Source organism: Neisseria flavescens, from assembly GCF_001618065.1.
In the GTDB taxonomy this organism is placed as follows: Bacteria; Pseudomonadota; Gammaproteobacteria; order Burkholderiales; family Neisseriaceae; genus Neisseria; species Neisseria flavescens_A.
On sequence record NZ_LAEI01000059.1, the window covers coordinates 1 to 20,781 of the forward strand.

The 20,781-nt window shown below is 49.5% G+C and carries 18 protein-coding genes and 1 pseudogene; 11 read left to right on the forward strand and 8 right to left on the reverse strand.

Annotated features, from left to right (window positions below):
• Window positions 1-94: 94 nt before the first annotated feature.
• Complete coding sequence (locus tag TW89_RS09265) at window positions 95-442, reverse strand: hypothetical protein (protein WP_128581256.1); 348 nt, start codon at window positions 440-442, stop codon at window positions 95-97.
• 163 nt (window positions 443-605) lie between these two features.
• Between TW89_RS09265 and TW89_RS09270 the strand changes: the two are divergent.
• A pseudogene (locus tag TW89_RS09270) lies at window positions 606-797 on the forward strand (contact-dependent growth inhibition system immunity protein); the annotation flags it as partial.
• 120 nt (window positions 798-917) lie between these two features.
• Here TW89_RS09270 and TW89_RS09275 read toward each other — a convergent pair.
• The 3 genes from TW89_RS09275 to TW89_RS09285 all read right to left on the reverse strand — a co-directional run bounded on the left by TW89_RS09275 (window position 918) and on the right by TW89_RS09285 (window position 6,278).
• On the reverse strand, window positions 918-1,733 hold the full coding sequence (locus tag TW89_RS09275; RefSeq protein ID WP_128581257.1) for an HNH endonuclease: 816 nt from the start codon (window positions 1,731-1,733) through the stop codon (window positions 918-920).
• Between the two features lie 315 nt (window positions 1,734-2,048).
• On the reverse strand, window positions 2,049-5,453 hold the full coding sequence (mfd, locus tag TW89_RS09280) for a transcription-repair coupling factor (RefSeq protein ID WP_128581285.1): 3,405 nt from the start codon (window positions 5,451-5,453) through the stop codon (window positions 2,049-2,051).
• Between the two features lie 132 nt (window positions 5,454-5,585).
• A complete protein-coding gene (locus tag TW89_RS09285) occupies window positions 5,586-6,278 on the reverse strand; it encodes a VIT1/CCC1 transporter family protein (RefSeq protein ID WP_128581258.1) in 693 nt (230 codons plus the stop codon).
• A 296-nt stretch (window positions 6,279-6,574) separates the two neighbouring features.
• Between TW89_RS09285 and TW89_RS11760 the strand changes: the two genes are divergently transcribed.
• The 4 genes from TW89_RS11760 to TW89_RS09300 all read left to right on the forward strand — a co-directional run bounded on the left by TW89_RS11760 (window position 6,575) and on the right by TW89_RS09300 (window position 9,508).
• Window positions 6,575-6,721, forward strand: coding sequence for a hypothetical protein (locus TW89_RS11760; protein ID WP_164836719.1), 147 nt, complete (start codon window positions 6,575-6,577; stop codon window positions 6,719-6,721).
• A gap of 191 nt (window positions 6,722-6,912) precedes the next feature.
• Window positions 6,913-7,113, forward strand: coding sequence for a hypothetical protein (locus tag TW89_RS09290; protein ID WP_003746297.1), 201 nt, complete (start codon window positions 6,913-6,915; stop codon window positions 7,111-7,113).
• 89 nt (window positions 7,114-7,202) lie between these two features.
• Window positions 7,203-8,600: an aspartate ammonia-lyase gene (gene aspA, locus TW89_RS09295; RefSeq protein ID WP_128581259.1), complete on the forward strand. Its 1,398-nt coding sequence runs from the start codon at window positions 7,203-7,205 to the stop codon at window positions 8,598-8,600.
• Between the two features lie 245 nt (window positions 8,601-8,845).
• Window positions 8,846-9,508 carry an NAD(P)H-dependent oxidoreductase gene (locus TW89_RS09300; protein ID WP_070646137.1) on the forward strand — a complete coding sequence of 221 codons (663 nt, stop codon included), beginning with the start codon at window positions 8,846-8,848 and terminating at the stop codon, window positions 9,506-9,508.
• A 181-nt stretch (window positions 9,509-9,689) separates the two neighbouring features.
• Here the strand turns inward: TW89_RS09300 and TW89_RS09305 are convergent, their stop codons facing one another.
• Together TW89_RS09305 and TW89_RS09310 are read right to left on the reverse strand one after the other, a co-directional pair.
• The gene (locus tag TW89_RS09305) at window positions 9,690-11,903 is read right to left on the reverse strand and encodes a FepA family TonB-dependent siderophore receptor (protein ID WP_128581260.1); all 2,214 of its coding nucleotides are present in this window, start codon (window positions 11,901-11,903) and stop codon (window positions 9,690-9,692) included.
• A gap of 231 nt (window positions 11,904-12,134) precedes the next feature.
• Window positions 12,135-12,353 carry a YdcH family protein gene (locus TW89_RS09310; protein WP_003746288.1) on the reverse strand — a complete coding sequence of 73 codons (219 nt, stop codon included), beginning with the start codon at window positions 12,351-12,353 and terminating at the stop codon, window positions 12,135-12,137.
• A 221-nt stretch (window positions 12,354-12,574) separates the two neighbouring features.
• Here TW89_RS09310 and TW89_RS09315 point away from each other — a divergent pair, with 221 nt between their 5' ends.
• A complete protein-coding gene (locus TW89_RS09315; RefSeq protein WP_128581261.1) occupies window positions 12,575-12,949 on the forward strand; it encodes a hypothetical protein in 375 nt (124 codons plus the stop codon).
• A gap of 133 nt (window positions 12,950-13,082) precedes the next feature.
• Complete coding sequence (gene glyA / locus TW89_RS09320; RefSeq protein ID WP_128581262.1) at window positions 13,083-14,333, forward strand: serine hydroxymethyltransferase; 1,251 nt, start codon at window positions 13,083-13,085, stop codon at window positions 14,331-14,333.
• A gap of 71 nt (window positions 14,334-14,404) precedes the next feature.
• Here the strand turns inward: glyA and TW89_RS09325 are convergent, their stop codons facing one another.
• Together TW89_RS09325 and yddG are read right to left on the reverse strand one after the other, a co-directional pair.
• Window positions 14,405-15,715 carry a sulfate adenylyltransferase subunit 1 gene (locus TW89_RS09325; RefSeq protein ID WP_128581263.1) on the reverse strand — a complete coding sequence of 437 codons (1,311 nt, stop codon included), beginning with the start codon at window positions 15,713-15,715 and terminating at the stop codon, window positions 14,405-14,407.
• 101 nt (window positions 15,716-15,816) lie between these two features.
• The gene (gene yddG / locus TW89_RS09330) at window positions 15,817-16,728 is read right to left on the reverse strand and encodes an aromatic amino acid DMT transporter YddG (protein WP_128581264.1); all 912 of its coding nucleotides are present in this window, start codon (window positions 16,726-16,728) and stop codon (window positions 15,817-15,819) included.
• Between the two features lie 182 nt (window positions 16,729-16,910).
• On the opposite strand from yddG, the gene TW89_RS09335 reads away from it, so the two are divergent.
• The 4 genes from TW89_RS09335 to TW89_RS09350 all read left to right on the forward strand — a co-directional run bounded on the left by TW89_RS09335 (window position 16,911) and on the right by TW89_RS09350 (window position 20,549).
• The gene (locus TW89_RS09335) at window positions 16,911-17,336 is read left to right on the forward strand and encodes a MarR family winged helix-turn-helix transcriptional regulator (protein ID WP_128581265.1); all 426 of its coding nucleotides are present in this window, start codon (window positions 16,911-16,913) and stop codon (window positions 17,334-17,336) included.
• Window positions 17,337-17,347: 11 nt separating this feature from the next.
• Window positions 17,348-18,217, forward strand: coding sequence for an ABC transporter six-transmembrane domain-containing protein (locus TW89_RS09340; protein WP_070714111.1), 870 nt, complete (start codon window positions 17,348-17,350; stop codon window positions 18,215-18,217).
• 27 nt (window positions 18,218-18,244) lie between these two features.
• The gene (locus tag TW89_RS09345; RefSeq protein WP_004520006.1) at window positions 18,245-18,568 is read left to right on the forward strand and encodes a DMT family transporter; all 324 of its coding nucleotides are present in this window, start codon (window positions 18,245-18,247) and stop codon (window positions 18,566-18,568) included.
• Window positions 18,569-18,758: 190 nt separating this feature from the next.
• Window positions 18,759-20,549 carry an assimilatory sulfite reductase (NADPH) flavoprotein subunit gene (locus TW89_RS09350; RefSeq protein ID WP_128581266.1) on the forward strand — a complete coding sequence of 597 codons (1,791 nt, stop codon included), beginning with the start codon at window positions 18,759-18,761 and terminating at the stop codon, window positions 20,547-20,549.
• Window positions 20,550-20,781 lie beyond the last annotated feature (232 nt).

Here is a 20,781-nt window from a genome sequence, read left to right on the forward strand (position 1 = left end):
GTGGGAAACGGTCGATGTGTTTGGCGATCATGGCTTGGGCGGTTTGTTGAAAGAAGGTGGTCATGGAAAATCCCCTAAATGTCTTGGTGGGAATTTAGGGGATTTTGGGGAATTTTGCAAAGGTCTCTTGCCATATCATCTCGTGTTTAGAACCATAAGTAATCTTCTTGATATTGCTTTCAAGAGCAATTTCTTTATCTAATGTTCCTGAGTATTCCGAACCTGCTAATTTTTGAAATAAAGTAATATTCAGCTCATCGTTGCGGCTAGTTGTTTTGATATCTGAAATACCCATTGCACTATTGCCTAATAAGCCTGTCAAATGAACCTGTCTATTATCCTTAGCTTCATTGACAGTAATTTTAAAATTCCGAATATCTTCCAACTTAATTTCATCAGTGAAAAAGCAGCCGGATAATATCAAGCCTGTTACTCCCAGCATGCTGCCTTAATTTTCATCATCATTTCCTGATCAATTTATTAGCCGTAGAGTGGATTATTGAATCTGACAGTTTTGCTATTTTCAGACGACCTTTTTATACTGCTTCTGTATTCACACTTAAAGCATGCATGCGTGCCGCACACTCCCCTGTATGTAGGTTTGACGTGCACTATTTAAAAACATGATGAGCGGAGATATTTGGCTGCACAACGGCTGCCTGAAAATCAGCCCGAGTCGCCATGTCAAGCTGGAAGCGTGGGATGCCATTGATGCAGACGATGTAATTTTATCATTGGATAACAGCCCTGAAGAAATCGGAGCAGGTTTAAGGTTGGCATTGAGCCGCTGCCGATAATATTTGGCAAAAGGTCGTCTGAAAACTGGAAAAATGTTTCAGACGACCTTTTTTTACACTCAAAGCCCGCGTGCGTACCGTATACACCCTACCTGCAGGTTTAATGCGGGCTACGGCTTGTTAGGGCTTAAATATTTCTTCTCGATGCCACTTAAAGTATTTTTCGCTATCAGGGTGAATTTTTAATTTTGTATCAGTTGAGATGCCTAGTCGAAACAGGTTTTTTTCAGTAAGCCTTTTGCTAATACGGATTTTGCCATCTGGCTCAAACGTAATCAGCCCACTATCAAACAAGGCATCAATGTTTGGGGCGAGCATCAAGCCGTTGTATGGGTCAAGCCGTTGCCATTCTTCATCATCCTTGCAGTCGCGCCAAGGTTTGATATGGCTGGCAATCAGCAATTCAGGCATATCCACGCCGCAGATGGGGCATTGCGGATACCGTTCCAATACGCCGTTTCTGAATTCGCCTTGACCTATGCGGGCGTTAATCAGGCGCTGGATTTCGGTTTTGGCTTCTTCGGTTGTGGCGTTTTCTAAGCGTTGGTTAAGTTCATCTAAATCATTTTCCAAAGATTGTTGATAGGCTACCTGAAAAGTGGGTATTTCAATGTATTCGCTGGGGACGTAATCTTCCATACAATGTCCGCATCCGGTTAAATGTTTATTATATTTCTGCCGAGAATAAGCCTCTAATGCAGGAATGGAATTAGAACAAACTTTATAATAAGGGTTTGATTCAGTAGTGTAGTTACCATTCTCATTGCTGATACATGGTTTCCTCTTTATTCCTTGTACACGATGTATCATAGGATATTTAGAAATGGGTTTGCCTTCTTTGTTTATATTTAATATATAACCATCAGGGTTGTTCTCTCTCCATTTCAAATATTCGGCATCATTAGGCTCATCTTTAAAAATTTTGAGTTCGGGCATAATATTTCCTTTGAAAATAAACATACGCTGGATTATTAGAAATTTCACAGACCTGTAAAAAAATGAATGTTAGATTTTGTTCCAAACTACGTCAGAAATGCCCACAACGGTATTTCATTTGTTGCTTGCTGTTCCAATCGGCATCATAAATCTTTTGCCTACTACATGAAAAGTTTTTCCAAGCAGATGTAGGTCGGATTCTAGAATCCGACAGCTTAATACGGGAGATTTTGTCGGATACAAGTATCCGACCTACAAATTTTGGATAAGGAAAGGCCGTCTGAAAATTTTTCAGACGGCCTTTTTTTAACCTCTCTATTTCACCATCACCCTTTCTTTCAAAGTCTTCAATACGTTCTTCACTGTATTAATCCGCACTTCGATATTTTCCATCTCCGCGGTAAATCGCAGCTTATCCGCGCCGGCAAGGCGGTATTTTTTGTCGTTCTGAATCAGCAGGATAATTTCGGTTGGATCGACATTGTTGTTTTTGCCAAAGGTTACCGTTACCGCTTCGCTGGTCGCATCAATGGCGTCTATACCCAATTCTTTTGCCATAAGCCGTATGTGGTGGCTTTCGATGAGGGTTTTGACGGGTTGTTCGGGCAAGCCGAAGCGGTCGACCAGTTCTTCATGTATGGCGTTGATTTGTTGCACGGTTTCGCAGACGGCGAGGCGTTTGTAGAGGACGAGGCGCTCGTGGATGTCGGGGCAGTAGTCTTCAGGCAGTAATGCCGGGCTGTGCAGTTTGATTTCGGTGGTAATGCCCAATGGAGCGTCAAGGTCGGGCTGGCGGCCTTTTTTGAGGTCGCGCACGGCTTGTTTGAGCATTTCGGTGTAGAGCGTGAAGCCGACCTGTATCATTTCGCCGGATTGTCCTTCGCCAAGGATTTCGCCTGCGCCGCGGATTTCCAAATCCTGCATGGCGAGGGTGAAACCTGCGCCAAGTTCGTCTGCCGCGGCGATGGCGTCGAGGCGTTTTTCTGCGTCTTTGGTGATGTATTCGGGCGTGAGCAGGTAGGCGTAGGCTTGGTGGTGGCTGCGGCCGACGCGCCCGCGAAGTTGGTGCAGTTGTGCCAGTCCGAATTTGTCGGCGCGGTTGATGATGATGGTGTTGGCGTTGGGGATGTCGATGCCGGTTTCGATGATGGTGGAACAGAGCAACACGTTAAATCGTTGCTGTAAAAAGTCGCGCATGACTTGCTCCAGCTCGCGCTCGCGCAGTTGTCCATGCGCCACGCCGATGCGGGCTTCGGGCAACAGGGTTTCCAGCCGCTCACGCATATTTTCAATCGTATCCACTTCATTGTGCAGGAAAAACACTTGTCCACCGCGTTTGAGTTCGCGCAATACGGCTTCACGCACGCTGCCTTCGCTGAAGGGTTTGACAAAGGTTTTGACGGCGAGGCGGCGGCTGGGCGCGGTAGTAATCAGCGAGAAGTCGCGCAGACCTTCGAGCGCCATGCTGAGGGTGCGTGGAATCGGTGTGGCGGTCATGGTAAGGATATCGACATTGGCGCGCAGGCGTTTGAGCTGCTCTTTTTGGCGCACGCCGAAGCGGTGTTCTTCATCGATAATCACTAAACCTAAGTTTTTGAATTTAATATCATCCTGCACCAGTTTGTGCGTGCCGATAACGATATCGACCGTACCGTCCGCCATGCCTTCCAGCGCAGCTTTGGTGGCTTTGCTGTTGTTGAAACGCGAAAGGCTGGCGACTTTTACGGGGAAATCGGCGAAGCGGTCGGCGAAATTTTGCGCGTGCTGCTCCACCAGAAGCGTGGTCGGGGCAAGTACGGCAACTTGTTTGCCACCCATCACCGCCACAAACGCGGCGCGCAGGGCGACTTCGGTTTTGCCGAAACCGACATCGCCGCACACGAGGCGGTCCATAGGTTTCGCCTGCGTCAAATCTTTAATCACAGCGGCGATGGCAGCGGCCTGGTCTTCGGTTTCCTCGTAGCCGAAGCCGTCGGCAAACGCCTGATAGTCCATCTCGTTGATTTCAAACTTGTGTCCTGATTGGGCGGCGCGTTGGGCGTAAAGGTTGAGCAATTCGGCTGCGGTGTCGCGCGCTTTCTCAGCTGCTTTGCGCTTCGCCTTGTTCCACGCGCCGCTGCCGAGCTTGTGCAAAGTAACGTTTTCATGCGCCTGGCCAGAGTAGCGGCTGATTAAATGCAGTTGCGAAACAGGCACATAAAGCTGCGCTTCGCCTGCGTATTCGAGCAACATCATTTCGTTGGTTTCATCACCCAAGTCCATTGTGACCAAGCCCATATATCGGCCGATGCCGTGTTCTTCGTGAACGACAGGATCGCCGATATTGATTTCGGCCAGGTCGCGCAACAGGCCGTCTGAAACGGCGGCGTGTTTCTTACGATGATGTTTGCGCGAGCGGGCAACATATTGATAAAGATCGGATTCGGTAATGACCGCGATGTTTTGATCTTCTAATTTAAACCCGTAAGCCAACGGCGCCACTGTAATCATCAGCGGCTCGTGCGCCGATAAAAAGCCCTGCCAGTCGGACACAGGTTTGGCCTTCAAACCGTTTTGCTGCAAGAAGCCGAGCATGGTTTCGCGCCGTCCCAAACTTTCGGCGCACAGCAAGATCCGTCCATCAAAGGCCGTCTGAAAATCTTTCAGTGCCTGCAACGGTTCATCTGCTTGGCGGTTGACGGCCAAGTTTGGCAACGTATGTTCATCACCAAAAATATCCGGCAATACCTGACCATAATTTTTCAGACGGCCTGCAAAAATATCGGCAGAGAGATACAAATGCTGTGGAAGCAAAGGCGGATAGGTTTCGTCGCCCTGCGCCATGGCATAACGCGATTTAACGTCGCTCCAAAAACGGTTTGCCTCGGCATAAACGTCGCCCAAAGAGACAAACAGCGCATCTTCGCCGATATAGTCAAACAGCGTTTCCAGCTCGTTTTCAAAAAACAGCGGCAGGTAATATTCCACGCCCGCACCGAAATGGCCGTTGCTGACGGCTTTGTACACAGCGGCATCGTTCGGATTGCCATCGACTTCCTCGCGGAAGCGGCTGCGGAAGATTTTTTGCGCCTCGCTGTCGGTGGGGAACTCGTGCGCCGGCAGCAGGCGGATTTCGGAAACGGGGGAAATGGTACGCTGCGTTTCAGTGTCAAAGGTTTTGATACTGTCGATTTCATCGTCAAACAAATCGATGCGGTACGGCATCTCACTACCCATCGGGAACAAATCAACAATGCCGCCGCGCACGGCAAACTCTCCTGCCGCAACAACATGGGACACATGGTTATAACCTGCATCTACCAAATCACTTTTCAGACGGCCTATATCCAAAGTCTGCCCTGTTTTCAGCCAAAACGTGCGCCCCGCCAGAAACGGCACAGGCGGCAGCTTCTGCATTGCCGTGGCAACCGGTACGAACAACACATCCGCAGTGCCGTTTTTAATCTGCCACAATGCTGACAAGCGCTCCGACACCAAATCCTGATGCGGTGAAAAACGCTCGTAAGGCAGCGTTTCCCAGTCCGGCAGGAACACCGCCGTATCGTGCGGACGGAAAAACAGCCAGGCCGTCTGAAGGCGTAGCGCCTGTTCCGCATCTTGGGTCAAGACAACCTTGAGCTGCTTATGCGGCAGATAACGCGCCAAAGCCAAGGGCAGCGAGCCTTGAGACAGATTGAGCCAACGGGATTTTTCACAGGGTTTGGGAATCGGATAGGTCATGACAAAAAACAGTTTGTAATAAGTAAATACAAGCACCATAGGCCGTCTGAAAAGTTTTCAGACGGCCTTTAGCGATCAAATCAATTTTCAATTTTACTGGATACAGGTTTAAAAGAATATAAGGCCCTACATTCAGACGGCCACGCCTGCCAGTTTTCCAATAAATCCGGTTATCACCAATGCCGCAACGCCCCATATGCACACGCGCAAAACGGCAGGAACGACAGGCGCGCCGCCGAGTTTGGCGGAGGCATAGCCCAGTCCGGCCAGTCCGCACAAAGTGGAAACTGCCAAGGCCGGAACAATGGCGGTAGAAGCTGTCAACGCGACCAGTAAAGGCAAAATCGCGCCGGCACAAAATGAAGCGGCAGAAGCCAGCGCGGCCTGCATGGGTTGGGCAGCAGAGGTTTCGGTAATGCCGATTTCGTCGCGCGCGTGGGCGGCGAGTGCATCGTGTTCCATCAAGGCTTTAGCCACCTCTGCGGCGAGCGGGTCGGACAAACCGCGGCGGCGGTAAATTTCCGTTAGCTCTTCCAACTCCGCATCAGGATTATTTGCCAATTCGTAGCATTCTTTGTGTAAATCGGCTTTTTCCGTATCCGATTGGCTGGACACGGAAACGTACTCCCCCGCCGCCATTGACACCGCGCCCCCGATAAGCGCCGAAACGCCCGTCAACAGCAGGGTTTGGAAATCGGGTGCGGCTGCGGCTACGCGCGTCAATAGCGAGGCAGTGGAAATCAGGCCGTCATTGGCACCCAATACGCTTGCCCGAAGCCAGTTGTTGCGGTCGCTGAAATGGCGTTCGCTATGGTATGAATACATATATGCTCCGATAAATTGGCTGTTTCCAGATGATGATAACATTGTATTGTTTTTTGAAATCCATGTCAGTTTATCCCTTCAAATCAAGCATTCTTAAATCTTTCTGCGGCCATTTCAAACCATAAAACCAATATTCCTCTTTGGATTTTTCAGACGGCCTTAACGTTTTTACAAGCAAATTTATTGTTCCAAGTCATGGCATTATCACAAGGCAGTTTTGTGCTGCTTGGTTTATCGGCTTAAAGATGCTATCTTTATGAATCTTTCCACTCCTCAATCCATTGAAAGGATGTATCATGTCCGAAGAAAACAAAATCAAAGTAAACGATTTACCTGAAGATAAAAAAGAGCAAACCGAAGAAACCGAGCTGCCCGTTATCAACAACGAAGAAAAACGCGGCGGTCATGGCGAAGGCGGTTGCTGCGGCGCATGCGGCGGCTAAATCTTCCCGACAAAGCCTCCGAGGCCGTCTGAAAAGTCTTACTTTTCAGACGGCCTTTTCCTTTCTAAACAATTACAGGTAAATCAATGAAAGGATGCGGGAGAAGAATTTAAACCCAACCGCGTTTGTGCTACATTCACATCTTTACAAACCACAACAATCTGCACCCGCAGACACACAAGGAAGAAAAAATGTTTTGGTATATCGTTGGTTTTTTCGCCTTCATCGTTTCCCTGCTTTCCCTTTGGGTCAATGCCAGCGCATTCGGCATGGAAGAGGATGGCACGCCGCAATCCGAATATGAAAAAATGTTGGGACTGGGTGCGAAATTGAAAGATAAAGAGACAGCTGCGAAAGAGCGCGAAGCGGCACGTTTTCACCCTGACGATTAAGCCTTACCGACTGGACAATCTTGCCGAACTGGGCTAATGTTCCGAACGCATAATGCACACCAACACAACTATACGAGAAGGTAAGAGAAATGACTGTACGAATCGAACACGATTTATTGGGCGACCGCGAAATCCCCGCCGATGTTTATTGGGGTATCCACACGCTGCGCGCCATTGAAAACTTTAAAATTTCCACGCAAAAAATTTCCGACGTACCGCAATTTGTCCGCAGCATGGTGATGGTTAAAAAAGCCACCGCGCAAGCCAACGGCGCATTGGGTGCCATCAAGCCGGAAATCGCGGCCGCCATTGAAAAAGCCTGCGACGAAGTATTGGTCAAAGGCCGTTGCCTCGACCAATTCCCGTCCGACGTTTATCAAGGCGGCGCCGGTACTTCGGTCAACATGAACACCAACGAAGTCATTGCCAACCTTGCACTGGAAGTGTTGGGATACGAAAAAGGCCGCTACGACATCGTCAATCCGATGGACCATGTCAACGCCAGCCAATCCACCAACGATGCCTACCCTACCGGCTTCCGCCTTGCCGTGTATTACAGCATCGGCGAATTGCTCGACAAACTGGCCGTCCTGAAAAATGCCTTTGCCGCCAAAGCCGAAGAATTTAAAGACGTTTTGAAAATGGGCCGCACCCAGCTTCAAGATGCCGTGCCGATGACTGCCGGACAAGAATTCCAATCTTTCCAAGTGTTGTTGGAAGAAGAAATCCTCAACCTTGACCGTACCCGCTCCCTGCTGCTTGAAGTCAACCTCGGCGCCACCGCCATCGGTACCGGCGTGAATACGCCTAAAGGCTATGCGGCTTTGGTCGTTGAGAAACTCTCCGAAGTCAGCGGCCTACCTTGCAAACTGACTGAAAACCTGATCGAAGCGACCTCCGACTGCGGCGCATATGTGATGGTACACGGCGCATTGAAACGCACAGCCGTCAAACTCTCCAAAATCTGTAACGACTTGCGTCTGCTCTCTTCCGGTCCACGTGCCGGTTTGAAAGAAATCAACCTGCCTGAATTGCAGGCCGGTTCTTCCATCATGCCAGCCAAAGTCAATCCCGTGATTCCCGAAGTCGTCAACCAAGTCTGCTTCAAAGTCATCGGCAACGACACCACCATCACTTTCGCAGCCGAAGCAGGTCAGTTGCAGCTGAACGTTATGGAGCCGGTCATCGCCCAATGTATGTTTGAAACCATTTCCCTCTTGGGCAACGCCGCGGTCAACCTAGCCGACAAATGCGTCAAAGGCATTACGGTCAACCGCGAAATCTGCGAACGCTACGTTTTCAACTCCATCGGTTTGGTTACTTATTTGAATCCGTACATCGGCCACCACAACGGCGACTTGGTCGGCAAAATCTGCGCCCAAACCGGCAAAGGCGTGCGCGAAGTCGTACTGGAGCGCGGTTTGTTGAGCGAAGAAGAGCTCAACCGCATCCTCTCTCCTGAAAACCTGATTAATCCTCATCTGTAATCAGGATTTGAAATCAAAGGCCGTCTGAAACTTTAAACGTTTAAAGTTTCAGACGGCCTTTTCGTATTAATATTGATATTTATCGAATTTTTTTGCGAAATTCAGAATTAAAAGATAGCCTGACCGTCAGGTTTGATTTAACATGGTGTTGCCCCAGCCTGTTTCCTCATTAAGGTTATGCCGGTAATGATACCTCAAAAGGAACCGGATATTGGAATAACATCTTCATTTATTAGGAAAACCAGATGAATCAAATTACACGCGAACAAATGCTGCAAGTATTCGAAAATCGCTGTTCCACCCGTTATTACGATCCCAACAAAAAAATCAGCCAAGAAGATTTTGCAGCGATTTTAGAATTTGCCCGCCTCTCGCCCAGCTCTGTCGGCTCCGAGCCATGGAAATTCTTGGTGATTCAAAACAAAGCCCTGCGTGAGAAAATCAAGCCTTTCAGCTGGGGGATGCAATCCCAACTGGACGACTGCAGCCATCTGGTGATTATCCTTGCCAAGAAAAATGCCCGTTACGATACCCCGTTCTTCCGCAGTGTTGCCGAACGCAGAGGCCTGCAAGGAGAGCAGCTGGAAAAAGCGTTGGCAAGATACAAAAGCTTCCAAGAAACCGACATTAAAATTGCCGACGACCAACGCGCACTCTTTGACTGGAGCGGCAAGCAGACCTATATTGCTTTGGCCAATATGCTTACAGGTGCAGCGGCCATCGGCATCGATTCCTGCCCAATCGAAGGCTTCAACTACGACAAAATGAACGAAGTATTGGCAGCAGAAGGCCTGTTTGATGCCAACGAATGGGGCGTATCCGTAGCGGCAACATTCGGCTATCGCGCCAAAGAAATCACTAAAAAATCACGCAAACCGATTGAAGAAATGGTGACTTGGGTCGAATAAGCAGTTTGTATTCTCAGGGCGGCGAATGTCGCCCTTTTACTTTTTTAAAATAGTGAAGTAAATTCCGTAACAACAAATACTTCTAAATTTAAAAAATCAAAAGGCCGTCTGAAACCATGTGTCAGAAATCTTAGATTTCATTTCACACCGTTTCAGACAGCCTGATTTAATACGCTTCTACTTAAAACGATACTTTCAAACTGCCGTAGAAGGCACGGCCATGCTCGTTATAAGTTTGTGCGCCGGCAGTTGTACGGTACAGTTTTTTGTCAAACAGATTGCTGATACCGCCACGGACGGCCACGCGTTTGTTCCAGTTGTAGCCTGCATTGATGCCCCAAATGCCGTAAGAGCCGACTTGCGTTTGGTTATGTTCGGAAGTTAAAGGCGTGATACCTGCACGTGGATTACCGTCTCGTTCCAGTCTATTAATCGCTACGCCACGCGGCTTGGTGCGGCCGTAATGGGTAAAGGTCAGGTTGGCATCAAAACGTTCGTTCGGCGTCCAAGACAATGTGCTGTTGATGGTATGTTTCGGCACCAAAGACAATGGATTGCCTTGATAATCTTCAGATTTGTGCATATAAGTGAAATTGTTGCTCCACTTGAGTGTGTCATGCAACGGAATCACCAAGTTACCTTCGATACCCGAAATAGTCGCTTTCGGCGTATTTTCCCATTGCAAAAGCCAGTTGCCGATATCGCTGGTGGCAATGATATTTTCACCAATCACGATTTTGTTGCGGTACGCATTATGGAAATAAGTCGCGGAAGCCTGCCAGCCGTTTTTGTTGAACTCAAGACCAATCTCTTTATTGATACTGGTTTCAGATTTCAAATTGCTGTTGCCCATGTAATAGCAACGGACTTTGTTCGGCGCATTGAGCGGACAGCCCTGACCGCGTGTGTACAGGATAAAGTCAGGATTGGTTTGATACAGGTTTGGCGCTTTGTACGCACGGGCAATACCGCCTTTAACCAACCAGTTTTCGCCGATTTGATGCGAGAAGTTCAAAGCCGGACTCCAGTTGCTGCCGCTATCGCTGTTGTGGTCGAAGCGGATGGCCGGAATCAGATGGGTTTTGTCGGTCAACGAAATATTGTCTTCAACGTAGGCAGCCCAGTTGCGTTGCGAAGCCTTGCCGCCGCGCGTTGCGGAGATACCGTTAAACACATCGGTTTTACCTTGGTCTTCAAATCCCTGAGTATTGGAGGCAGGATCGTCCAATTTGCTGTCAGTAAATTCTGCACCGACCGTCAATACATTATCGACTCCAAGTTTAAACGGAATATTCGCTTCGCTGCTGAGGCGCAGGTTTTTCAGACGGCTTTGAACAAAATCCAAGCCTGTATAGCTGCCTTCCGGACCGCCGGCCAAACCTTCAGGCAAGTGGCTGTTGACTGTACGCTCATAACTGATCACGTTTTTGGTATCGCCCCATTCCCATGCGCCATCATGAGTAAGCGAGAAAGCAGAACGATATAAGCGGGCGGTTTCAGCCTTAGAGTTAACCAGACCATTATATAGCGCTACTTTATCGCGTACTGGCGGATTGCTGTTTTGCGTATCGCCGTTGTAGATATTGCCCTGACGGCTGTAACTGCTGTCCAAAATCAGCGTTTGCGCTGGGCTGATTTTCCATTGCAGACGGCCTGCAATGTCCTTATTGCGTACGCCTTCGACACCGGCCGCGCTGTCATTGCCGTGTCCAGTATTAATATCGGCAGCATCTGCATCCGTTTTATTCAAATTGCCGTAAATGCGGAAGCCCAAAGTATCTTGGATAATTGGACCGCTCAAATTGAATCCGATACGGCGGGTTGCGCCCTCTTTGCTGTCTTGCGGCTGATTGGCGTAAAGATTGACTTGGCCTTTAAATTCCTTAGACACTTTTTTGGTAACAATATTGACCACGCCGCCCATCGCGCCGGAGCCGTAACGGGTCGCCGCCGGACCGCGCAAAACGGTAATGGATTCGATTTCTTCAACCGGTACCCAGTTGCTATCGCCACGCGTATTGCGTTCACCGCGCATACTGATACGTTCGGACTGGCGCGAATTAACCGGCTTGCCGTCAATCAGAATCAATGTGTTTTCAGGGCCCATACCGCGCAAGTCGATTTGGCGTTTGTTGCCACGCTGACCTGTTGCTGTATTGCCGGTCAGGTTGACACCCGGCATGGTGCGGACAAATTCGGAAATATCGTTGACGGCCGGACGCTTGTCGATATCGTCTTTAGAAATACGCGATACGCCAAGCGACTGTTGCAGTTGCTTCTCAGCAGTAACGTAAACGGTATCGACTTCAGCCTGTTCAACTGCTTTCTCTTCAGCTGCGTGTGAGAATGCGCTGATTAACGCCAAAGGCAAAATGGCGAGTGTGAATGTTTTCATTGCATTGTTTCTCTTGGTTTTGTTTGTTTAAAATCAAAATAAAAATTATTCGAGATTTTAAATAAACTTAACAGAGTTTTCAATGCAATTAAGAGTGATTTACAATTATTCGTTAAATTAAGCTAATAAAAATAACCAAATGCCTAATAATTAAAAAGGCCGTCTGAACCGGCATGAAAGGGAATCTGAGATTTCCATCATACCGTTCAGACGGCCTTATTCAAATTTTAATTATTTGCCTGCTGCTTTTTGCAAAAGGGCATACAATTCGTCTTTGAGTTTGAGTTTGGCTTTTTTCAGCTCCTCGATTTCTTCGGCGCCGCTGGTTACCACGTTATTCACCAAACCGGTAATTTTATCGTCCAGCTCATTGTGCTCCTCAAACAAACGGGCAAAGTGTGCATCCTCTTGTTTCAGTTTAGAAATCAGATCGCGATATTCTGGAAACATTTTGTTTTCCTCTCTTGTTAATTAAATAAAAAAGTACTGCTGCCAAAAACTAGGACGAATTAATCTTTAGCTTCATTATAACAAACACGGGCGTTTTATCCAGTCTTTTTTAAGCCGAAACTGTTTTATGTCAAAATTAATAATATCACCATTAGCCATCATCCCAATGGAAAGAAACAGGTTTCTAGACGGTTTGCCGACTTGGGCATACAATCGGGCTTATGCGTTTACACAATGGCCGAACCACCCTATTCCGTCATATCAACGGCATGGACGGACAATTTATCCTGCTTGAAAACCATCCTTCATGGATGCCGGTCAATGATGCCGATTTCAACCATGCTGCCCCTTTGCCCGACGGTTTGGCCGTGCACGAAGAATCATTTTATCCATTTGAAAAAATAGATACCGCCGAATTGGCAGACAATATCAAAATCTTCAGCGAAGAAGCTCTACGGCTGGAGAAAGAACGATTAAATGCAGTAGCCTTAGTAGAACTGGCAAAAAATCTTAAGGCTGCCCAAGCAGAAGCCGACTTAGCCGCGCTTCTGGAAAAAATGGATTTTCATTTAAAACAAGATGATATTTTCAAATAAACCCTTCAATCTCAGGCCGTCTGAAACCAAACACCCGACACAATTGTTGACAATGCAAGAAAAATAGTTCATCTTGAACCAACTCGCAGCACTCCATCCTATATTTTTAGCCCATCACAAAGGAATCGAGAACATGTTTTCAAAAAGCGTTACCCTCGCACAATATGACCCCGATTTGGCAGCAGCCATCGCCCAAGAAGACAAGCGCCAGCAAGACCACGTCGAGCTGATCGCCTCTGAAAACTACGTCAGCTGCGCCGTAATGGAAGCCCAAGGTTCGCAATTGACCAACAAATACGCCGAAGGTTATCCGGGCAAACGCTACTACGGCGGCTGCGAATACGTTGATATTGTTGAACAATTGGCGATTGATCGCGCTAAAGAGTTGTTCGGTGCAGAATATGTCAATGTCCAACCGCACTCCGGCTCCCAAGCCAACCAAGCCGTGTACGCTTCTGTTTTGAAACCGGGCGACACCATTTTGGGCATGTCTCTGGCACACGGCGGCCACTTGACCCACGGCGCAAGCGTTAACATCTCCGGCAAACTCTACAACGCCATTACTTATGGTTTGGATGAAAACGAAGTTCTCGATTATGCCGAAGTAGAACGCTTGGCGCTTGAACACAAACCTAAAATGATTGTGGCCGGTGCGTCTGCCTACGCGTTGCAAATCGACTGGGCAAAATTCCGCGAAATCGCCGATAAAGTCGGCGCATACCTCTTTGTCGATATGGCGCACTATGCCGGACTGATTGCCGGTGGCGAATATCCTAACCCGGTGCCATTCTGCGACTTCGTAACCACCACCACCCACAAAACCCTGCGCGGTCCTCGCGGCGGTGTAATTTTGTGCCGTGACAATACCCACGAAAAAGCGTTGAATTCCGCCATCTTTCCAAGCCTGCAAGGTGGTCCGTTGATGCACGTTATCGCTGCCAAAGCCGTGGCGTTTAAAGAAGCGTTGCAACCTGAGTTCAAACAATACGCAAAACAAGTGAAAATCAATGCTGCCGCTATGGCGGAAGAGTTGGTTAAACGCGGTTTGCGCATCGTTTCCGGCCGTACTGAAAGCCACGTTTTCCTCGTTGACCTGCAACCGATGAAAATCACCGGCAAAGCTGCTGAAGCCGCTTTGGGCAAAGCACACATCACCGTCAACAAAAACGCCATCCCGAACGATCCGGAAAAACCATTTGTTACCTCCGGCATCCGCATCGGCTCCGCCGCCATGACCACACGCGGCTTTAACGAAGCCGACGCGCGCGTATTGGCGAACTTGGTTGCCGACGTATTGGCCAACCCTGAAGACGAAGCCAACCTCGCCAATGTCCGCGAACAAGTGACTGCTTTGTGCAATAAATATCCGGTTTACGGCGCATAAGCATTTCGCCTTGGATAAAATAACAGGCCGTCTGAAACTTCAGACGGCCTTTTTTTATTGCAACTTTTCTTTTAAATTTCAAAACTGTTTGTTTCGCTGACTTTGCGTATCATGCCTGCCGCGACGGTATGGTTGGTGGCTTCGTCAATCAAAATAAACGCACCTTGAGCATGGTTGTCTTCGTATGCGGCAGCGGCAAGCGGCTGCTGGGTTTTGAAGCTGACGCTGCCGATATCGTTGAGCTTGAGCGTTTCGGCTGATTCGACCCGGCTGAGGGTATTGACGTCCCAAACGTAGGCAATTTCGCTGATTTTTACGGGCGTGGTTTGGGTCGTGTGTTTCAGCAAATATTTGCGGCGCAGATTGAGCGGAATATCATCAAACCAGCAAAGCGCGGCTTGGAATTGTTGCTCGGGAACAATGGCGCTGTCGGCTGAAACAATGCTGTTACCGCGTGAAATATCGATGTCCGTATCCAAAACAACGGTCAACACTTCCCCTGCTTCGGCAGATTCGGTTTTACCGTTGGCATTGTAGATTTCGGCAACCTTGGCAACATGGCCGCTGGGCAGGACTTTGACTTCATCGCCCACTTTCAGACGGCCCGCTTCCAATCTGCCTTGATAACCGCGGAAGTCGTCGCTGCTGCTGCCGTCTTGGCGCGCCACGCGTTGTACGGGAAAATGCGCGGCTTGGTCGGCGGCGTTTTGACGGTTGACGGGCAGGCTTTCAAGCAAAGGCAGAAGCGGCAAACCTTGATACCACGGGGTTTGGCTGCTGGCATTGACGATGTTGTCGCCTTTTAATGCGCTGATGGGCAGGAAGTGGATTTGGGCTTGGAGGCCGATTTGCTCCGCCAGTTTGCGATAGGCCTCGGTAATGGCTTGATATTTGGCTTCGTCAAAGTCGAGCAGGTCGAGTTTGTTGACAGCGACGATAATGTTAGGGCAGCCCAAGAGCTTCAAAATTGCGCTGTGGCGTTTGGTTTGCGGCAGGAGGACAGGTTCGCTGCCGGAAAAATCGACGCGCGTGGCATCGACCAAAATAATGGCGGCATCGGCAGTCGATGCACCTGTAACCATATTGCGCGTGTATTGCTCGTGTCCCGGCGTGTCGGCAATAATGAATTTGCGTTTGGGCGTGGCAAAATAACGATAGGCCACGTCAATGGTAATGCCTTGTTCGCGCTCGGCGGCAAGGCCGTCTGTCAGGCTGGCGAAGTCGGGCGTTTCTCCGTTTTCGGCGGCGCGGTTGAGTTTGTCGAGCTGGTCTGTCAGCAGGGTTTTGCTGTCGTAGAGCAGGCGGCCGATGAGGGTGGATTTGCCGTCATCGACGCTGCCGGCGGTGATGAAGCGCAAAAGCGGGGCGGTAGTTGCGGTCATGGTTCTTTCCTATTTCTCGTGATTTCTCAAACTGGACTCTACTTTAAACAGGCCGTCTGAAAATGGGAAAGAATGTTTGGTTGTTAAAAAAGATATTTTTGTTATATCGATTTTCGGCGCGTAGCCAACCAGCAAACGACCGAACCTGCGCACACCATCCCTGCCCCCTGCCAAAACTGCACAGACAACGGCGCACTGATGACAAACGAAGATACCAGCGCGGAAAACACAGGGATAAAATAAGATGCGCCCGCCAATACCGTCATGTTCCCGCGCGAAATACCGATGTTCCAAACCGCATAGCCCAAACCCATGCAAGACGCGGCGGCCAGGGCATAGCCGACGGACTCCGCATCGAAATTCAGACTGTGTGTCCCGCCGATAAAATATTCCGCCCACAAAAGCAGCGACACCAGCATAAAGAAAAAGCCCACGCTGCTTCCTTCCGCCTTCACGCGCGCCGTCAGCGTGCAATATGCCGCCCAAAAAAGTGCATCGGCCAATGCCATCATATAACCGGCAGGATTGGTGCGGACATTGTGATAAATCCCCGAAAGCGACAATCCGCCGTCACCACCCAATACCGTGGCAATCCCGAAAAACGACAATACAAAGCCTATGCCTATCCACCATTTTGCCGGCTGCCCGTTGAAACAAACCGCGCCTAAAATAGTAAACGTCGGCCACAAATAATTGACCATGCCGATCTCAACCGTCTGTCGGGCATTTTGAGCAAAACCGACCGACAACGACAAACACAGTTCGCAACCGACAAAAAAAATGCTCGCCCAAAGCAAATAACCGCGGTTGTAATTACGCAAATGCGGCCTGCCGAAAATCAGCCAAATCAATACGGTGGACAGGGTGTACATCATTGCCGCGCCGCCCACTGCCCCCATATGCAGGCTCAAAGAGCGTATCAGAGAAATGACAAAGCTCCACAAAGCAACGGCAAGCAGCCCGATGGCAGTGGCTTGTTTGGAGGAGATGTTTTGAGATAAGAAATGAATCATGGCGTATGTGCTGAAGATGGTTTTATTAGGTTTATCGTAGTTTGAATATATCGTTTCTACATTAATTATTTTAACGGTTTCAAGGCCGTCTGAAAATGATTGTTTCAGACGGTCTTCTATTTGCAATTAGTCCTAAACATGACTATAATCCGCATTCAATTAGTCAATATTGAGACCAATTTATGAATCAGATCGACCAACTCGGTATGCGCATCAGCCACATAGACAGCGCATTTGACCAATGGGTTAAACAGCAAAACACCAACTACAATACCTTCGCCGTTCTCTATACCTTAGCCACCGAAGGCAGCCGCACTCAAAAATACATAGGCGAAGAATGGAGCCTGCCCAAGCAAACCGTTTCCAGCACATGCAAAACGCTGGCGGAACAAGGCTTGCTGACATTTCACGAAAGTGAACAAGACAAACGCGAACGTTTATTGTCGCTGACCGAGCAAGGCAAAGAATCCGCTGCACCATTGGTGCAAAACATGCAGGAATTCAGCAAACGAATTTTTACCGCCTTCGGTGAAAAACGTGCAGCCCGACTGTTTGCCGATTTGGACGCATTGGCCGAATTAATGGCGCAAACCCTCAATACTAAATAGGGAGGGCAACCATGTGGAAAATGTTGAAACACATCGGTCAAACACATCGCCGCAAACTCATCACAACCTTCTCTCTCGTCGGCTTGGATAATCTGCTCTTGCTGGTATATCCCGTGTTTGGCGGCGGGGCGATTAATGCCGTTATGGAAGGCAACGTCTGGCAGGCAATGTTGTATGGTGTGGTGGTTTTATTAATGTGGATAATCGGCGCCGCCCGAAGAATAGCTGATACGCGCACATTTACCAAAATCTATACTGAAATAGCCGTCCCGGTCGTTTTGGAACAGCGCAAACGAGAAGTACCGCATTCCGCCATTACCGCACGCGTCGCCCTATCGCGTGAGTTCGTCAGTTTTTTTGAAGAACACCTGCCCATCGCTGCTACTTCGCTGGTCTCCATCTTCGGTGCATGTATGATGTTGCTGATATTGGAATTTTGGGTGGGCGTATTGGCTGTCGCGATACTTGCCCTGTTTTTATGGTTGCTGCAGCGTTTTGCCGCCATCAGCGAAAACCTATATTTCCGTTTGAACAACCGGCTTGAACGCGACAACCACCTTATCCGCGACGGCAACGAGCATCAGCTCTACCGCCACTACGGCTGGGTTGCCAAACTACGCGTGCTGATTTCCAATCGCGAAGCCTTAGGCTATCTCAGTATCGGCATGGCGATGAGCGTATTGTTCGGCTTTGCCTTTATACACATGACGCTTAAAGGCTACGGAAGCGCCGGCCATATCTATTCCGTCAGCACTTATTTATGGATGTTTGCAATGAGCTTGGACGATGTACCGCGCTTGGTCGAACAATACTCCAATCTAAAAGACATCGGACAACGCGTTGAACTCTCGGAAGAAAACAATCTTTCCAAGGCCGTCTGAAACCTTAACACACTATCAGGACATATTATGAGTTGGTTTTATTTAATCTTAGCTGGTATGCTGGAAATCGGCTGGCCATTGGGCTTAAAGCTGGCACAACAGGAAGGCTACCGCTGGCATGGCTTTGCCGCCGCGCTTGCCTGCATCGTCGGCAGCGGATACTTCCTTTACCTTGCCCAAAAAAGTATTCCGATGGGTACAGCCTACGCCGTCTGGACAGGCATAGGCGCGGCAGGGGCTTTTTTGGTAGGCGTTGTATTTTTCAACGATGCCGCCAACTTCGGCCGCTGGCTCGGCGCATTTCTCATCATCTCCGGCGTCGTAGTGATGAAACTCTCCAGCGGAAACTGAAAATCTCGTTTCTATCCAATCCAAGGCCGTCTGAATGAGCATGTTCAGACGGCCTAATACCTTCCCGAATATAACGAAATCATCTTAAATTAAAACCAAGCATTCTTTCCTTTTTTCAGACGGCCTGTTTAAAGTGGCGACTGTCCATTATTCAAACAATCGGTTATAGCCGTCCAACAAAGGAATCCAAATGAGCCAAGCCAATCCGCTTCCACCCGAACTCTCCGTCCAACTCTCCACACTATCCCCCACCCAACTTGCCTGGCTCTCCGGCTATTGCTGGGCGCAAAGCCAAGGCGTATCCGGTGTAGTAGCCGAACCATCTGCCCTGCAAACAGCCGCTCCGACAGTCAGCCGCCGCGTATTAGTTCTCTCTGCTTCCCAAACCGGCAATGCCCGCAGCGTTGCCGAATCCCTACACGCCAAACTTCAAGCCGCCGGCGTAGAAGCCCGCCTCAGCAGCGCAGGCGATTTCAAAAGCAAAACCCTGCCCGACGAAGACATCGTGCTTTTAGTTACCTCCACCCAAGGCGAAGGCGAACCACCCGAAGAAGCCCTACCCCTGTACAAATTCATCTACGGCAAAAAGAAACCCGACCTCAGCAAACTGACCTTTGCCGTCTTGGGTCTTGGCGATTCCTCCTATCCCAACTTCTGCCAAGCAGGCAAAGACTTTGATGCCAAATTTGCCGAACTGGGCGCAGGCCGTCTGAACGACTTGGGCATTTGCGACTTAGAATTCCAAGCCGATGCCGACGCATGGATTGCCGCCATCGTACCCAAAGTAGCCGAATTGACTGCCCAAGCAGCAAGCCCAAGTACAACCGCTGCATCAAACGACCCAGCCATACCAAGTAGCGGCACCGTCTACACCAAAGAAAAACCCTACACAGCCACCCTCTCCGTGCGCCAAAAAATCACCTCGCGCGATGCAGAAAAAGACGTCGAACACATCGAAATCGACCTCAGCGGCTCAGGTTTGCATTATCAGGCAGGCGACGCGCTCGGCGTATGGCCGCTGAATGCCGCCGACCTCGTTCAAGAAATCCTCGACCTCAACCAACTGACTGGCAACGAAACCGTCCAACTTTCAGACGGCCGCGAAACCGACATCCGCACAGCCCTGACTGAATCCGCAGACATTACCCAAAACACACCCGCCTTCGTCCAACAATACGCCGAATTAACAAACAACGAAGAACTCAAAACCATAGCCGCAGATAAAGCCCAACTGGACGCCTACCTTGCCGCCACTCCGCCCGTCGGCGTATTCGCAGCCCATCTACACCCACTGGACGCACAAACCCTATACAGCCTCTTCCGCCCACAAACCCCACGTCTCTATTCCATCGCCTCCGCACAAGACGAAGTCGGCGAAGAAGTCCACCTCACCATCAGCGTCATCCGTTTCGACCACCACGACCACACCTACACCGGCGCAGCATCCGGCTACTTGGGTGAACGCCTCGAAGAAGGCAGCGAAGTCCGCGTCTTTGTCGAACCCAACCCCAACTTCCGCCTGCCGCAAAACAGCGATACACCCATCATCATGATCGGCGCAGGCACAGGCGTCGCCCCCTTCCGCTCCTTCATGCAACAACGCGCCGCCAATGGCGACAGCGGCAAAAACTGGCTCTTCTTCGGCAACCAACGCCTGGCTGACGACTTCCTCTACCAACTCGAATGGAGTGATTGGCGCAAAGACGGCCTCCTTACCCGCGCCGACCTCGCATGGAGCCGCCAAGGCGAACACAAAGTCTATGTCCAACACAAAATCACCGAACGCGCCGCCGAAGTTTGGAACTGGCTGCAACAAGGCGCACACATCTACGTCTGCGGCGACGCAGCACGCATGGCGCGCGATGTCGAAAACGCCCTGATCGAAGTCATCGAAACCCAAGGCAAACTCAGCCGCGACGAAGCCGAGGACTACCTCAACGACCTGCGCGAAGACAAACGCTACCAACGCGACGTTTATTGATTGGATAAACAAAAATAAAGGCCGTCTGAAAGCTGAATTTCAGACGGCCTTTTGATCTTTATCGTTTTCCCGAAAACATCTTCAACAAACCTGACAACATATTACCTTGTTTTAGTTCCAAATTTTGACTTCCGCATTTGCCACATTGTCTAGGCTTGGGCAACAACATATCCGATCCCTTAGATGCCTCACGCTGCCAACCGCAAGACACACAAGTCCAATAAACATCTTG

Coding starts and splice junctions, on each gene's coding strand:
- TW89_RS09265 (WP_128581256.1), bottom strand. CDS start 442: ATGCTGGGAGTAACAGGCTTGATATTATCCGGCTGCTTTTTCACTGAT.
- TW89_RS09275 (WP_128581257.1), bottom strand. CDS start 1,733: ATGCCCGAACTCAAAATTTTTAAAGATGAGCCTAATGATGCCGAATAT.
- mfd (WP_128581285.1), bottom strand. CDS start 5,453: ATGACCTATCCGATTCCCAAACCCTGTGAAAAATCCCGTTGGCTCAAT.
- TW89_RS09285 (WP_128581258.1), bottom strand. CDS start 6,278: ATGTATTCATACCATAGCGAACGCCATTTCAGCGACCGCAACAACTGG.
- TW89_RS11760 (WP_164836719.1), top strand. CDS start 6,575: ATGTCCGAAGAAAACAAAATCAAAGTAAACGATTTACCTGAAGATAAA.
- TW89_RS09290 (WP_003746297.1), top strand. CDS start 6,913: ATGTTTTGGTATATCGTTGGTTTTTTCGCCTTCATCGTTTCCCTGCTT.
- aspA (WP_128581259.1), top strand. CDS start 7,203: ATGACTGTACGAATCGAACACGATTTATTGGGCGACCGCGAAATCCCC.
- TW89_RS09300 (WP_070646137.1), top strand. CDS start 8,846: ATGAATCAAATTACACGCGAACAAATGCTGCAAGTATTCGAAAATCGC.
- TW89_RS09305 (WP_128581260.1), bottom strand. CDS start 11,903: ATGAAAACATTCACACTCGCCATTTTGCCTTTGGCGTTAATCAGCGCA.
- TW89_RS09310 (WP_003746288.1), bottom strand. CDS start 12,353: ATGTTTCCAGAATATCGCGATCTGATTTCTAAACTGAAACAAGAGGAT.
- TW89_RS09315 (WP_128581261.1), top strand. CDS start 12,575: ATGCGTTTACACAATGGCCGAACCACCCTATTCCGTCATATCAACGGC.
- glyA (WP_128581262.1), top strand. CDS start 13,083: ATGTTTTCAAAAAGCGTTACCCTCGCACAATATGACCCCGATTTGGCA.
- TW89_RS09325 (WP_128581263.1), bottom strand. CDS start 15,715: ATGACCGCAACTACCGCCCCGCTTTTGCGCTTCATCACCGCCGGCAGC.
- yddG (WP_128581264.1), bottom strand. CDS start 16,728: ATGATTCATTTCTTATCTCAAAACATCTCCTCCAAACAAGCCACTGCC.
- TW89_RS09335 (WP_128581265.1), top strand. CDS start 16,911: ATGAATCAGATCGACCAACTCGGTATGCGCATCAGCCACATAGACAGC.
- TW89_RS09340 (WP_070714111.1), top strand. CDS start 17,348: ATGTGGAAAATGTTGAAACACATCGGTCAAACACATCGCCGCAAACTC.
- TW89_RS09345 (WP_004520006.1), top strand. CDS start 18,245: ATGAGTTGGTTTTATTTAATCTTAGCTGGTATGCTGGAAATCGGCTGG.
- TW89_RS09350 (WP_128581266.1), top strand. CDS start 18,759: ATGAGCCAAGCCAATCCGCTTCCACCCGAACTCTCCGTCCAACTCTCC.